The organism is Pseudomonas sp. 478 (assembly GCF_003254125.1).
GTDB lineage: Bacteria > Pseudomonadota > Gammaproteobacteria > Pseudomonadales > Pseudomonadaceae > Aquipseudomonas.
This window is the reverse complement of the sequence record NZ_QKZG01000005.1, coordinates 107,368-122,223: the sequence shown is the minus strand read 5'-3', so window position 1 is coordinate 122,223 and position 14,856 is coordinate 107,368. Positions and strand designations below refer to the sequence as shown.

9 protein-coding genes are annotated in these 14,856 nt (G+C 56.0%); 5 read left to right on the top strand and 4 right to left on the bottom strand.

Going from position 1 to position 14,856, the window contains the following annotated elements:
* Positions 1 to 2 precede the first annotated feature (2 nt).
* The 3 genes from DFS28_RS12315 to DFS28_RS12300 form a co-directional block, all read right to left on the bottom strand.
* Positions 3 to 3,809, bottom strand: coding sequence for a hypothetical protein (locus tag DFS28_RS12315; protein ID WP_132834033.1), 3,807 nt, complete (start codon positions 3,807 to 3,809; stop codon positions 3 to 5).
* Positions 3,810 to 4,174: 365 nt separating this feature from the next.
* Positions 4,175 to 5,680 carry a PhoPQ-activated protein PqaA family protein gene (locus DFS28_RS12305; RefSeq protein WP_111449997.1) on the bottom strand — a complete coding sequence of 502 codons (1,506 nt, stop codon included), beginning with the start codon at positions 5,678 to 5,680 and terminating at the stop codon, positions 4,175 to 4,177.
* A gap of 163 nt (positions 5,681 to 5,843) precedes the next feature.
* Positions 5,844 to 6,203, bottom strand: coding sequence for a response regulator (locus DFS28_RS12300; RefSeq protein WP_111449996.1), 360 nt, complete (start codon positions 6,201 to 6,203; stop codon positions 5,844 to 5,846).
* A gap of 261 nt (positions 6,204 to 6,464) precedes the next feature.
* Between DFS28_RS12300 and DFS28_RS12295 the strand changes: the two genes are divergently transcribed.
* From DFS28_RS12295 to DFS28_RS12275, 5 genes are all read left to right on the top strand, one after another.
* Entirely contained in the window at positions 6,465 to 9,956 is a 3,492-nt protein-coding gene (locus DFS28_RS12295; RefSeq protein WP_111449995.1) for a response regulator, read from the top strand.
* Entirely contained in the window at positions 9,956 to 10,789 is an 834-nt protein-coding gene (locus DFS28_RS12290) for a protein-glutamate O-methyltransferase CheR (RefSeq protein WP_111449994.1), read from the top strand. Before DFS28_RS12295 ends, DFS28_RS12290 begins: the two co-directional genes overlap by 1 nt.
* Entirely contained in the window at positions 10,786 to 11,379 is a 594-nt protein-coding gene (locus DFS28_RS12285) for a chemotaxis protein CheB (protein ID WP_111449993.1), read from the top strand. The genes DFS28_RS12290 and DFS28_RS12285 overlap by 4 nt, the downstream gene beginning before the upstream one ends.
* Positions 11,373 to 12,554 carry a hybrid sensor histidine kinase/response regulator gene (locus tag DFS28_RS12280; protein ID WP_111449992.1) on the top strand — a complete coding sequence of 394 codons (1,182 nt, stop codon included), beginning with the start codon at positions 11,373 to 11,375 and terminating at the stop codon, positions 12,552 to 12,554. Before DFS28_RS12285 ends, DFS28_RS12280 begins: the two co-directional genes overlap by 7 nt.
* 77 nt (positions 12,555 to 12,631) lie before the next feature.
* Entirely contained in the window at positions 12,632 to 13,009 is a 378-nt protein-coding gene (locus DFS28_RS12275) for a response regulator (protein WP_008146959.1), read from the top strand.
* A gap of 186 nt (positions 13,010 to 13,195) precedes the next feature.
* Here DFS28_RS12275 and DFS28_RS12270 read toward each other — a convergent pair whose 3' ends face one another.
* The gene (locus tag DFS28_RS12270) at positions 13,196 to 14,848 is read right to left on the bottom strand and encodes an ATP-binding protein (RefSeq protein ID WP_371922170.1); all 1,653 of its coding nucleotides are present in this window, start codon (positions 14,846 to 14,848) and stop codon (positions 13,196 to 13,198) included.
* Between the last annotated feature and the right edge of the window lie 8 nt (positions 14,849 to 14,856).

The window sequence follows — 14,856 nt, the reverse complement described above, 5'->3', positions numbered from 1 at the left end:
GTTCATCTCACGGGAATGGAACCCTGTCCTAGATTCAGCCGTATAGGTCCGGTAATGCGCTTGTTTCCGGCTCCCTTCAACATTGCGCGTAGATGGGAGAGATTGGCTTGAAAAGCCGGAGCATTCGTCACCGACTGACTCAGTAACGAAGTAACAACGGCTTGGGAGTCAGCATTAAGTAAACCGGGCGCCTCGTTTAGAAACGGCACGATGTCACCCTCCGATGGGTTGAGCAGCACTCCGACATCTTTACCGGCAAGCCTGCTGGAGGGGGCAATATACTCACTACCCTTGGCCAGATTGAGCAATTCGGATACTTCCGTGTCACCCAGCCCCGAGGACTTACTAAGGCTTTTGTCTGCGTAGAAAAAATCCAGAGTGCCTGGCCCGCCATGAGACATTTCGTGCACCAATATGTCGGCGATTCTGCTGTCGTCGTATTTCATGCGTCGGTAGTAATGATTTAGTTGGTCGGCATAGAACACTATGAATTGTTCGTGTGCTTGATCTGCCTTCGTAGAGGCTTGCCAAGCCTTGTAGCGATTGGTGTAAAGTCCGCCCATTACATCCCCTGCGCTGGATCCATCAACCATGAAGTTACTGATCGAGACAGTCTTGAGATCGTCTCTCATGATTTTGAGACCGTCCAGATACCATTCGATCACCTCATCCGAGTCCGAACCGAAGAACGCCTTGAGTACGAATTTGCTGTCACCGTCGTGAATTCGCTTGCCCAGTACGTCAATTGCAAAGTCGATTTTTCGGCCCGCAATGGGTAACGCGTTGGTGATGACGGTTCGTGCATAGCTTTTAGGCATGACTCGATGCAATCCGGGTACTCGCACCAAATCATTGGTGACACGAAAGTTCTTCAAAGCGGGGCCCCACGGTTCGCCGGTCCGCAGATTGAGGGCATACCACTGGTGCTTGTGGCGAATAGCCAAAATTGAGACAGCTTCACCAGAGTCTCCCAGCGATTGCCATGTACCTCGCCTGACATCCGTACGATTGGCCGCCCTGAACAAGTCATAGGATTGTGCGCGTCCCGTGAGCCGTTGCAGCTGAAACGTCGCGTTGTCCAGGGCAACCGCTCCCTGTTTGCTCAATTTAAGGAAACCCTTTTTAAGCAGATTGACACCACCAAACAACAATTGAGGCGTGCCATCCAAAGGATTGAGGATTGAGAGCGTCACACCGACACCAATCCTGGCCAAATGGGCGGTTTTTGCGGCCAGGGAGGCGGTCTTGGCCGCTGCGTTCGCAAACTGTGCAGGGACACCGATCACCACCGCGAGAATCGCAAGCCCATCGATGATGCACCCGACGGCACCTTCAGCCTGGCGGGTCTTGTCATCCGAAGAGAGGTCCTCAATGCATTTTTTGAACGGCACAATCAAATCAATGAGGAAGGTGCCTATGCGCTCGGCTTTTTCTCGCTCAAGTTCCAGCGCCGTTCTACCCTCGGCATTGCGGTACAGTTCTTCATACGTCGCGAAGGGGCGGTGCTTGAAGATGAAGCGAGCGATAGCCTCAAACTGTTCGGTGCAAAAGCTATGGTATGGACTACTGCGCAAGGGTGGAAGTATCGACGGGACAGACAGTACTCCGAGTTTTTCGATCACCGCCGTACTGGAAATATCGTCTCGAGGTGCAACTCCCTGACTGTAAGCGACGAAATCAATCGGCAGGTGAAAGGGGGCGATCGCCGGACTTGGGTCAGTCAAGTTTCCCTTGAAGTCCAACCGGGAAGTTGAATTTAATTTGCCCGAGTCGACAAGTAAGCGACCCAGCCTGGTATTTTTTCGACATTCGCCCCGCAGAGTGAACACTTCATAACAGCTGACGCGGCCCTGGTAAGTCGCACAGAGGACTATTCCGTAACGGCAGATGGCCGCGTCTTTGTCGATTTGTCTCTCTGTCCGTTGCGCAGGTTGGGTGTTCACGCCGACAAGGCCGACTGAACTGGCTGGCGTGCTGTGCAGGGCCGCTACCGACTCTCGAATCGTATAAAAACTGATTTCGCCCACCTGAAGTGCGATCCGGTCCTGATCGGGCAACTGTGCCAGAGCGAGTTTTATATTAGTGACGACACCGGCTTCAAGTTTTTCATAGTAGGCATCGAATGCAGGATCAAACAGCTCACTCACAGGATACAACGATGTGATTTGCGGGAAAGACTTATAAATGCTGGTACCACTTCGGTCCCACTCACCTAATGCAAGATCATCAGACATGTGCAAATCCACCATCGACATCTTTAGTGACGATCCGCGATTGGCGTAAAATCCTTTCCCTGCCTGTACCAGAATTTTTTTGTCGAGATAGTCGCACCCTGGAAGTTCTTTTTGCAACTGTGAAAGTGCGAGGGCCTGCCGGGAAGGCAGGGGGCTGGTGAGTGCATGGATAACACTATCGAAGTGACCGATATATTCGCTGAAGGCGGCAGTCGCAACATGCAATGCGTGTTCATTGTAATTGCCATGCGTATCAGCCGAAATCACTCCATTTAATGCTGCCCAGTTGATAATAGGGTTGATCGCCACAACACTGTGTAGCAGCGAGAGTTCTGAAGTCACAGGCTCAAGCGCCGCAAAATCCAGCAGCTGACTGTACGTCATCATCCGAGACGATCCGGGGTCATTGAGCTCGGCCAACGCTACGGCCTGACTGAATGTGACCCAGGCCGGGGAGCCCAGTCGCAATGACTCGGGCAGGTCCCTGACGAGAAACTCAGGCGCGATACCCGCAAGGAGGATAAACGAAGCCAGCGGTGTCGCACGGCCTGCCTCTTTGTTCAATCCGGCGAGGTGATCTTCAAGATCCCCACGAACAGCGAGGGGACTACGATCAACGTTACCAGGCTGATAGAGGTCATAGCCCGCGATCTGATTTCGTGTTTGGCCAGCCGATGAATCAAATCCAAGAATGACCGCTGCCAACAGCAACGACTGTACGTGTTCTTTACAGGCGTATTGTCCATCATCGGTGCCATACCACTCCACAGCGGCGAGGTATTCGCGTCCATATTCTATGGCTCTCTCGGTTTCCAGGATCTGGTCCAGCAGGTAACCGGCTCCCGCTTCCACCTGTTCGATGGATTTATCTGAAATGACTGGTCGAGCGAGCTCCTCCAGAATTTCATGAGGGTGCTTGAACACCTCACGGGTGAGCGCCATCACTCGCTCACGTTCCGCTGCGCTCAGCAAAAACGGGGAGCTTTCAGCGCCCGAGATTGCTTGCCAGTAGTTACCAACCGGAGAGGCATCGGGTAAATCGAGGTGTAGAAACCTGATCAGGTTTTTTGTTTCGCCCACCGTCTTCGGGATATTGAACTGATGGAAGGTTAGCCACTGTTCAACGCTAATAGGGTCGTTGAAGTAAATATAACCGCCCGCCATCTCTGCCAATTCACCTATCACTGATAATGAATGTTCGAGACCAGGAAAATATCTAAGTTCATCCCTCAGGCTTATCCAAGGGGTGTGTCGGCGAACATCGAGATCACCGCGCACATTGACTCTAAGACAAGTTTCTTTGTCAAAAATAGTCAGGGCTTCGCTGAGCTTGGAAAAGTCGGAAGTGTGAACAATTTTTTCCAGAAGCACTCTTCCTGGCTCATAGGCCTGATCAAACGGAGTGCCTGGGCGGTGGGGAATATGGATATTCGAAAGATCGACAGGTTTATTGTCTTCTGCGCCCTGAATGATAATTTCAAGTGCACGAATAAAATCCTCTTGTTCGCCTCGAATTGCTTTTGTCAGTTCAAAGTTGTCAGGTGTCGGAGGGGGCGAGGTGATGATACTGCTCATAAGTAAATCCGTTGACTTTGTGTGGGCTGATAGTTGGCGGAAATACTCTTTTAATTCGATCTGGGAAGCAAAGAGCGTTGTGTTAATGCGTATTTCGATAGCGAATTTTTATAAGTTGTGTTCATTCGCGAAGGCACACGGCCTAAGGGTAATAAATAGACGATGTTTGCCGGCAAGGCGGCAAACTATTGGAGAGAAGAATCAGTTTCAGGGGCAGTAAGTTATTGATGTTGTATTAAACGACAGCAAGCGTGGCACTGAACTGAACGCTCTGGCTGCAGGCGCAAGAAAATGAATGACCAAGAACAGTCAAGGAAACACGACAACCCCACCGAGCAAAACGGTCGAGATTGTCGTGTCTTGATTCACTGACCCAGGGTGGCGGGTAGTGTTCTGCAAAACGCCTCATCGGCGGGTGGTGCCTGATTCGGATACGTATCCGGCAGAACCTTGACCATCGTCGTTTCGATAACGCCGTCTGCGTACTCAGCCTCGAAGAACGCTGCGCTCCAACCCACCTTGGGAGCACGGAGAGTCGCATGGACTTCCGTGGAGGCCGGCAACTGTGCTGCGGTGTAGCGCACGCCGCAGTTGTACCTGAAGTCCCGGGCCTTTGGGTTGTGGGCTGTCCACTGGGTCATCCTGATTGGCATTTCGGACAAGGTCAGTTGCAACGTGGTCGATGTGGCGTCCAGGCGCTGTTCCTGTGTCTTTAACCTCGGTGCGGTATTGCCGGCCTGCCGCCGCTTGATGTAAGGAATCAGGTTCGCTTCAACAAACGCCCGCACATCGTGGGCGGCATTGGGAATGACCCGAAGTGTATTGTCACCCGGCAGATCCGCAAGATACTGGCGCGAAGCATCCGGGATGAAGAAGTCATCGCCACTGGCGTTGACGATGTATTTCGGGATCTTCAAGCGGTCGATGTAGCCGGACAGATTTCGATAGTTCATCGGATCTTCGACTTGCAGCAACTTCTTGAACGGCTCGCTCTTGCGTTGGGCGATCACGCCTTGCGAGTAGTAGTCGAAGTACGCCAGAGGCCAGTTACCGCCGTAAGCCAGAAACGTCTGGTCGAACACTTTGTCCGTGTTCAAGACGTCTATGACAAACGGCACGATGCTATCGACGCGTGAGTCCGCAAGGGCGGACAGCCATACCGCCCAACCGCGTTTCGAAGCGCCGGTGGCAAGAAAACTCACCACCTGGCCTGGCTGTGTTTCCTTTTGCGTCAGGTCCATGGCCTTGACCAGCGCTTCCATCATCGGCACATGCAGCGACATAAAAGGTTGTTGTTCCGGGGCCTGCATGAATAGTTTCCAGCTGCGGGCAACGCTGTCATCTTCCGTGCGCGGCACGCCGTCATTGCTGTAGGTCAAATACTGGTTAGGGACATTGCTGACAGCCACTACGATCAAACCGGTTTGCCGGGCAATGTTGAGCAGTGTTTGCTGCGAAAAGTTATTGGGTGCTCCCGGAGACCCACCGGGCAAAGGGTTATTAACGCCGTCATTGGCGACCAGCACGGCGCGCGTCCCCTTTACGTTGTCGGGAATGTACAGGTCGACTCCATGAATCCAGTCTGCCGGGGCGACTTGAGCGCTCTGGCCCCAGGACTGTGACCTCAGCTCGAAGCGCCGGATATTGACGCCGGGCTGTTGCTCTTGCCCCTTGCTGATGTAGCGCAGCGGTTGCGTCGCTGCGGCTTTGCGATAGCAGCTCAATACTTCGCTGAACGCCTGTCCGCTCTGTTCAAAGCAGTGCTGGGGATTGTCGGAAGAGGCTGACTGGCAACCATATCCGGCGATGAGCATCAGTAACAATCCGCTGATTTTCAAATAATGTGCGTAGCGTTCGGTTTGATTCGGCATGGACTCGGTTCCTTATGAGTGGGAATCACCGGTCCAATCAAACGCCAGGCGGGCGGCCTTTTCTACTGTCAGAGTTGACAGGTCAGAGCCGATAAACGCCGAAAAATGCAGCCTTGCGTCGGTTTATGCAGAAATGGAGGGGGCGCAGCCCCAGTCAACTGTCTCAGGCCAGCATGCCTTTGACCTTGTCGCGCAACTGATCAATGGAAAACGGTTTTCCGATCACGTGCATACCTTCGGGCACATCCATGCTTTCGGCATAACCGCTGGCAAACAGGATGGGCAGCTCGGGACGCAGCATCCGCGCCTGGGTGGCCAATTCACGGCCGTCCATCACCGGCAAACCAACGTCGGTCATCATCAAATCGATGTACTGGTCTTCATCGTTGAGAAACTCCAGCGCCTGTTCGCTGCCATCGGCCTCGAGCACCTTGAACTCGAGTTCCTCCAGCACATCGACAATCAGCATGCGCACGATGGCGTCGTCTTCGACTACAAGGATGATGGACGCGGTGGCGGACATAGTGGGTTCTCAGAGAATGAATTCGCGGTTGTCGGTCGATCGAAATCGCCGGGCTCTTGCTTGAGTAAGTGACGGAACCCGACAAGTTCCCACGCGGTAGAAAAAAGAATAGCCGCACACGTGCCGGCAAGGATAACCGCTCCTTTGCGGTGGAGCAGTGGAATGTAGGATTTTGCGCGGAAAGGTATCAGATAGTTGGATCAAACCGGCGCTTTTGGGGCAAACTCCTTGGTTTTCAACAGTTCGACAAGGTTTCCCCCCATGACATCCGCGTCTTCGGTTGATGAGCAACGATTCCGCAAACTCCTGAGCCGCAACCTCAGCCTGCCGTTGGGTGTCGGCGTGCTCAGTGCAGTGTTCTTTGTTTCGCTGATTACTTACCTGCTGTCGATGATCCAGTGGGTCGAGCACACCGACCGGGTGATCAATAACGCCAATGAATCGATCAAGCTGACCGTCGATCTGGAAACCGGTATGCGCGGCTTCCTGCTCACTGGCGACGAGCACTTCCTTGAACCCTACGAAACGGCCAAGCCGCGAATCGCTGTCGCCCTCAATGCCTTGCTCGACCTGACCGCGGACAACCCGGTGCAGACCGACCGTCTGCACCGGCTCCAGGCCTTGCAGAATGAGTGGGGCACTTACGCGCAGTCCCTGATTGAATTGCAGCGATCCAGCGGCGATTACCGCAGCGCGGTCAAAGCCGGGCGCGGCAAGCGGCTGACCGATGAGATCCGCAAGCAATTCGAAGACGTGATCGACATGGAGCAACAGTTGCGCACCACGCGCAACGAAGAAGTGCGCCGTACCACGATCTGGAGCATCAGCCTTTACCTGTTATTCATCGCCGGGATCAGCGCCTTGCTGGCCTATATTGGTCGTCGGGATTTGCTCAACCTTTCGCAAAGCTACAGCGCCACCCTCGCCAGGCAACAGGCCAGTGCCCAGCGTCTGGAACAGCAAGCCTGGCTGCGCAATGGCCAGACTGAACTGGCCGAACAAGTGCTGGGGCAACTGTCGCTGAATCTGCTGGGCCGCAACATTCTGCAATTCTGCGCGCAGTACCTGGGCACCGCCGTCGCCGCCATTTATGTCCGCGAAGACCATGGCGGTCTCAAGCGCATTGCTTCTTACGGTTTCTCCCGCGAGCAGGAAGCGCGCGAACAGCAGATTTACAGCGATGAAGGCATTGTCGGGCAGGTAGCGCACCAGGCTCGCTTGATCCGTCTCGATGACGTACCGAGCGGTTACTTCAAGGTCAGCTCCGGCCTGGGTGAAGGTCTGCCGCACAGTGTGCTGGTGGTGCCGACCAGTGATGACGATCGGGTCAACGGTGTGATCGAGCTGGGTTTCCTGCGCCCGCTGACGGACCGCGATGTCGAATTGCTTGAACTGATTGCCGGCAACATCGGCACGTCCATCGAGGCCGCTCGCTATCGCCAGCGTCTGCAGGAAGTGCTGGCTGAAACCCAGCAGCTCAATGAAGAGCTGCAAGTCCAGCAGGAAGAACTCAAGACCGCCAACGAAGAGCTGGAAGAGCAGTCGCGGATTCTCAAGGAATCTCAGGTGCATCTGGAGACCCAGCAGGTCGAGCTTGAACAAACCAATGAGCAGCTCGCCGAACAGGGGCAGATCCTGGCGGAACAGCGCGACGCCATGGACCTGAAGAACACCCAGCTCAATCAGGCCCAGCTCCAGCTCGAAGAACGCGCCGAAGAGTTGCAGCGCTCGAGCAAGTACAAGTCTGAATTCCTCGCCAACATGTCCCACGAGTTGCGCACGCCGCTGAACAGCTCGTTGATCCTGGCCAAGTTGCTGGCGGAAAACCCTCAGGAAAACCTCAGCGCCGAGCAGGTCAAGTTTGCCGAGTCGATCTATTCCGCCGGCAATGATTTGCTCAACTTGATCAACGACATTCTCGACATTTCCAAGGTCGAGGCCGGCAAGCTTGAGATGCGACCGGAAAACACCAGTGTCGCGCGTCTGGTGGATGGTTTGCGCGGGATGTTCCAACCCCTGGCGACCGACAAGAAACTGGATTTCCACGTCGAGGTGCAGGCCGGTGCGCCGATGATGATCTTCACCGACCGCCAGCGTCTGGAGCAGGTGATCAAGAACCTGCTGTCCAACGCGGTGAAATTCACCGAAAAAGGCGAAGTCAGCCTGACAGTTGCCAGTCAGCCCGCCGACGGTATTGCCTTTATCATTCGCGATACGGGGATTGGCATTGCTGCGGACCAGCAGGACGGTATTTTCGAAGCCTTCCGCCAGGCCGATGGCACCACCAATCGCCGTTACGGCGGCACCGGCCTGGGCTTGTCGATTTCCCGTGACCTGGCCGCTTTGCTCGGCGGCTCCATCAGCGTCACCAGCGAGCCGGGGCAGGGCAGTGTGTTCACCCTGGTGTTACCGCAGCAATACGTTGAACCGGGCGAAGAGCCTGTCGAACCGATGAGAGCCACGCCGGTTGCCATAACACCGAGAGTAACGCCCGCCGCGCCGGTGCCGTTGATTGCCGAAGTCGATATTCCGCGTTTCGACGACGATCGCACCAAAGCGCCATTCGCCACGCGTTGCATTCTGGTGGTGGAAGACGAGCCGAACTTCGCCAATATCCTTTACGACCTGGCGCATGAGCTGGGTTATCAGTGCCTGGTGGCGCACGGGGCGGACGAGGGTTACGACCTGGCCAGGGAATTCATCCCGGACGCCATTCTGCTGGACATGCGTCTGCCGGATCATTCCGGGTTGACTGTGTTGCAACGCCTGAAGGAACACGCCGAAACCCGACACATTCCGGTGCATGTGATTTCCGTGGAAGACCGGGTCGAAGCCGCGATGCACATGGGGGCCATTGGTTACGCGGTCAAACCGACCACCCGCGAAGAACTCAAGGACGTGTTTGCCCGCCTTGAGGCCAAGCTGACCCAGAAAGTCAAACGCGTCCTGCTGGTCGAAGACGATGATTTGCAGCGCGACAGCATTGCCCGGCTGATCGGCGACGAGGACATCGAGATCACAGCCGTTGGCCTGGCACAAGATGCGCTGGACCTGCTGCGCACGACGATTTTCGATTGCATGATCATCGACCTGAAGCTACCGGACATGCTCGGCAACGACTTGCTCAAGCGCATGTCCACGGAAGATATCTGCTCGTTCCCTCCAGTGATCGTCTACACCGGGCGCAACCTGACCCGGGACGAAGAAGCCGAGCTGCGCAAGTATTCGCGCTCGATCATCATCAAGGGCGCGCGCTCGCCAGAGCGTTTGCTCGATGAGGTGACACTCTTTCTGCACAAAGTCGAATCCGGGTTGTCCCATGAGCGCCAGAGGATGCTCAAGACCGCGCGCAGCCGCGATAAGGTCTTCGAGGGTCGCAAGGTGCTGCTGGTGGACGACGACGTACGCAACATCTTCGCCCTCACCAGTGCCCTGGAGCAAAAGGGTGCAGTCGTGGTCATCGGTCGGAACGGCCGTGAAGCGATTGAAAGACTGAATGAAGTCGAGGACATCGATTTGGTGTTGATGGACGTGATGATGCCGGAGATGGATGGCTACGAAGCCACTATCGAGATCCGCAAGGACCCGCGCTGGCGCAAGCTGCCGATCATTGCGGTGACGGCCAAGGCCATGAAGGACGATCAGGAGCGCTGCTTGCAAGCGGGCTCCAACGATTACCTGGCCAAGCCCATCGACCTGGATCGCCTGTTCTCGCTGATTCGCGTGTGGTTACCGAAGATGGAACGCATTTAGTGGAACGCAATTTTTCAGTGGAGCGAAATAGCGAAATCGAAATTCGCTTGTTGATCGAGGCGATCTACCTCAAATACAGCTATGACTTTCGCGACTATTCCGGCGCTTCGATCAAGCGCCGGGTCAATCACGCGTTGAGCCAGTTCGAGTGCACGACCATTTCAGCGTTGCAGGAAAAGGTCCTGCACGACCCGACGGCATTCATGCAGTTGTTGCAACTGCTGACGATCCCGGTCAGCGAAATGTTCCGCGACCCTTCGCATTTCCTGGCGATCCGCAGGGAAGTGGTGCCGCTGCTCAAGACTTACCCCTCGATCAAGATCTGGATCGCTGGTTGCAGCACCGGTGAGGAGGTCTATTCGATGGCCATTCTGCTGCGCGAAGAAGGCTTGCTCGATCGCACCATCATCTACGCCACTGACATCAATCCGCGCTCGCTGGATAAAGCCAAGCAAGGGATTTTCTCCATGGATAGTGTCCGCGCCTACACTCATAATTACCAGCAGGCAGGTGGCCAGCGTTCGTTCGCCGAGTACTACACGGCGGCTTACGGTTACGCCATTTTCGACAAGACGCTGTGTGAGAATGTGACCTTCGCCGATCACAGCCTGGCGACTGACAGCGTCTTTTCAGAAACTCAATTGATTTCGTGTCGTAATGTTTTGATTTATTTCAATAAAAAGCTTCAGGATCGTGCTTTCGGTTTGTTTCATGAGTCCCTTTGTCATCGAGGATTTTTGGTGCTGGGCAGCAAGGAAACCCTGGATTTTTCGGCCTACGGTAACCAGTTCGAACCGTTGGTCAAACAAGAACGGATTTACCGCAAATCATGAACAGTGCAGCGGATTTGCCTTCTATAGAGGCTATCGTGATCGGCGCATCGGCCGGCGGTGTGGAGGCGTTGCTGAGTATCCTCAGCCCATTGCGAAAAGGCTTCAAGCTGCCGATCATCGTGGTTTTGCACTTGCCGGACGAACGTCGAAGTTATCTGGTCGAGGTGTTCGCACGGCGAGTAGCCATGCCTGTACTGGAAGCCCGCGACAAGACGCTGGTCGAAGCGGGAACGCTGTATTTCGCGACGCCGGGTTATCACTTGTCGGTGGAGCACGACCGCAGTTTTTCCTTGAGCCTGGAAGCCCGCGTGCATTATTCGCGACCGGCCATCGATTACCTGTTCGAGTCGGCCTCCGATGCCTACGGTTCAGCTCTGGCTGCGGTGTTGTTGACCGGCGCCAACCGTGATGGCGCCCGCGGCCTGGCCCAGGTCAAGCGTCGTGGTGGCATGACCATCGTTCAGGACCCGGACGAAGCCCAGGTCGCGACCATGCCTCAGGCGGCGCTTGATTTACACCAGCCGGACCATATTCTCCCTATTTGCGGCATCGGCCGTCTGCTAGTCGAGCTGGAACGAATCGCATGCTAAGTACTATCCAGGCCAAACTGCTGATCGTCGACGATCTATCGGAGAACTTGTTGGCGCTCGAAGCGTTGATCAAGCGCGAAGACCGTATCGTCTATAAAGCCTTGTCCGCCGACGAAGCCTTGTCGCTGTTACTGCAACACGAATTCGCCATGGCCATTCTCGACGTGCAGATGCCTGGCATGAATGGCTTCGAACTGGCCGAGCTGATGCGCGGCACGGAAAAGACCAAGAACATTCCGATCGTGTTCGTCAGTGCGGGCGGTCGTGAACTGAACTACGCGTTCAAGGGCTATGAAAGCGGCGCCGTGGATTTCCTCTACAAGCCGCTGGATATCCATGCGGTCAAGAGCAAGGTCAACGTGTTCGTCGAACTGTATCGCCAAAGCAAGGCGATGAAACAGCAGGTCGAAGAGCTGGAGCAAAGCCGCCGCGAGCAGGAAGCGCTGCTCAAGCAGTTACAGAGTACCCAGCTGGAACTGGAGCAAGCGGTGCGCATGCGCGATGACTTCATGTCCATCGTTGCCCACGAAGTCCGCACGCCGCTCAATGGCCTGATCCTCGAAACCCAGTTGCGCAAGATGCACCTGGCCCGGGACAACGCGGCGGCGTTCACCCTGGACAAAATGCACGCGATGGTCGACCGCGACGAGCGGCAGATCAAAAGCCTGATCCGCTTGATCGAAGACATGCTCGATGTGTCACGGATTCGCACTGGCAAGTTGTCGATCCGACCGACGCGCTTTGATCTGTCGGCGCTGGTTCGCGGTTTGTTGCAGAACTTTGCACCGCAGATCGATGCTGCCGAGTCCTCGGTCATCCTGGAGGCCGAACAACCGGTTGTGGGCAACTGGGACGAATTTCGCATTGAACAGGTGATTTCCAACCTGCTGACCAATGCTTTGCGCTACGGCGCCAAGAGCCCAATCACCGTTAAGGTGTACAGTGAGAGCGATCAGGCTTGGGTGGAAGTGCGCGATCTGGGGATCGGCATCGGCGAAGAGAACCAGAAGCGTATTTTCCAACAGTTCGAACGCGTCACGGCCAAACACGCTGTCGCGGGGTTGGGCCTGGGGTTATTTATTTCCGAGCAGATTGTGGCCGCCCATGGCGGTTTTATTACCGTCGAAAGCCGGATTGGCGAAGGCGCCTTGTTTCGCGTTTGTCTGCCGCTGTAGGAAAACAGCCAGATAAACGCAACCTCTGATCGACCCCACGGTCGTATCAGCAGCTATTGACCGAACAAAGGCTTCCCATGAGTGAAGATGCACAAGACGTCGTATTGATCGTCGAAGATGACCCCTCGATTTTGATGGTGCTGTCGGCCTATCTGTCGGGTGAGGGCTACCGGGTATTGCAGGCCGAAAACGGCGAGCAGGCCTTCGAAATTCTGTCGAGCAAACCGCACCTGGACATGATGATCACCGATTTCCGCCTGCCGGGCGGGATCTCTGGCGTGCAGATTGCGGAACCTGCGGTGAAGCTGCGACCGGAACTCAAGGTGATCTTTATCAGCGGTTATCCGCAGGAGATCCGCGAGACGGACAGCCCGATCACCCGTAAGGCGCCGATCCTGGCCAAGCCGTTTGATCTGGATGTGCTGCAGGAGCTTATGCAGGAAATGCTTTCGTAAGGCCTTAAGGCGAGCGAGAACCTGTGGCGAGGGGGCTTGCCCCCGTTGGGTCGCGAAGCGGCCCCTACACCTTTTCATATACACCGCGTTGCCTGGATACACGACTGCTTCGCAGCCGAACGGGGCGATGCGGCGTTCCGACAAGCCCCCTCGCCACAATATTGGGTGTGCCTGCAGCTGGGGCATTCAGATCCGGATCATCTCCCGCACCTTCGCCGTCAACAGATCGAAGGTGAAGGGCTTGGTGATCATCTGCATGCCTGGATCAAGGAAACCACCGCGCACCGCCGCGTGCTCGGCGTAGCCGGTGATGAACAACACCTTCAGATCAGGCCGGTATTGCCGGCCGATTTCCGCCAGTTGCCGGCCATTCATGCCGGGCAATCCAACGTCGCTGATCAACAGATCGATGCGCTGCCCGGAATCGAGAATCGGCACTGCGCTGTCCGCATCGCCAGCCTCGACGAAGGCATAGCCCAGGTCACTCAATACGGTACTGACCAACACCCGCACCGCCGGATCGTCCTCGACGATCAGCACCGTTTCGCCATTCTGCGCGAACGGAGCGTGCTGGACGTTCACCGGGCTGTCCTTAGGCAGGTCACCGTCGAATCGCGGCAGAAACAGACTCACCGTGGTGCCTTCGCCCACTTCACTGTGAATGGTGACGTGGCCGCGCGATTGTTTGCTGAAACCATAAATCATCGACAGTCCAAGGCCTGTGCCCTGACCGATAGGCTTGGTGGTAAAGAACGGGTCAAAGGCCCGGTTGATGGTGCTTTGCGGCATGCCACACCCGGTATCCGTGACGCTCAGCACCACGTAATCACCCGGTTGAAGGTTGCTTTGCGTCTCGGTGAAGTCACGGTCCAGGTACTGATTGCTGGTTTTTACCACCAGTTTGCCGCCATCGGGCATCGCATCCCGAGCATTGATCACCAGATTGAGCAGGGCGCTTTCCAGTTGATTGGGGTCAGCCTCGGCCACCCAGAGTTGCTCGTTCAGCTGCATGTCCAGCTGAATGGTTTCGTTGATGCTGCGCTGAAGCAGTTCGCCCATGGACACCACCAGGGTATTCATCTCCACGGGTTTGGAGTCCAGCGACTGACGCCGGGAGAACGCCAGCAGGCGGTGGGTCAGGCCCGCCGCGCGGTTGGCTGAGGTCACGCCGAGGTCGATCAGGCTGTCCAGATCCTCGGTGCGCCCACGAGCCAGACGTCGGCGCAGCAGCTCCAGGCTGCCGATGATGCCGGTCAACATGTTGTTGAAGTCGTGGGCAATGCCGCCGGTGAGCTGGCCGACCGCTTCCATCTTCTGCGATTGGCGCAGGGCTTCTTCATTGTGTCGCAGCTGGGCGGTGCGTTCCTCAACCTGCTGTTCAAGGGTTTCGAGGGTGTTTTGCAGTCGCAGTTCGCTTTGACTCAAATCGATCATCCGGTCCCTGGCTTCGTACTGTCGTCGACGACCGCGCAATGCGGCGGTCACCAGGCTGATCAACGTGACCGGGTGAAACGGACGCTCAAGAAAGGTCACGTTCCCCAGCTGTGGGCCGTAGCGCGATGCCGGGTTCTGTTCCGGGCCGCCGTGGTAGGTCATCAATACAATCGGCAGGTCGGACCAGGCCGGCTGTTGCTCAATCAGCCCGAGCAGCGGTTCAAGATCACCGCCCAGCAAGGCCTCGGAAGAGATCAGCAGTAATCCTGCCCCTTGCTGCAGTTCACTGCACAACGCCACCAGGTCTCGAGTAATGACCCCGTCGTAGCCCGCTTCATTGAGCATCATCAGCGCAATCTGGCTGTCGCGACCCAGCGGCGCGAGAATGATTGCACGCTCGGACATCGCTTTCT

Excerpts from the sequence above, each read along its gene's own strand:
- DFS28_RS12315 (WP_132834033.1), bottom strand. The coding sequence starts at position 3,809 with ATGAGCAGTATCATCACCTCGCCCCCTCCGACACCTGACAACTTTGAA.
- DFS28_RS12305 (WP_111449997.1), bottom strand. The coding sequence starts at position 5,680 with ATGCCGAATCAAACCGAACGCTACGCACATTATTTGAAAATCAGCGGA.
- DFS28_RS12300 (WP_111449996.1), bottom strand. The coding sequence starts at position 6,203 with ATGTCCGCCACCGCGTCCATCATCCTTGTAGTCGAAGACGACGCCATC.
- DFS28_RS12295 (WP_111449995.1), top strand. The coding sequence starts at position 6,465 with ATGACATCCGCGTCTTCGGTTGATGAGCAACGATTCCGCAAACTCCTG.
- DFS28_RS12285 (WP_111449993.1), top strand. The coding sequence starts at position 10,786 with ATGAACAGTGCAGCGGATTTGCCTTCTATAGAGGCTATCGTGATCGGC.
- DFS28_RS12280 (WP_111449992.1), top strand. The coding sequence starts at position 11,373 with ATGCTAAGTACTATCCAGGCCAAACTGCTGATCGTCGACGATCTATCG.
- DFS28_RS12275 (WP_008146959.1), top strand. The coding sequence starts at position 12,632 with ATGAGTGAAGATGCACAAGACGTCGTATTGATCGTCGAAGATGACCCC.
- DFS28_RS12270 (WP_371922170.1), bottom strand. The coding sequence starts at position 14,848 with ATGTCCGAGCGTGCAATCATTCTCGCGCCGCTGGGTCGCGACAGCCAG.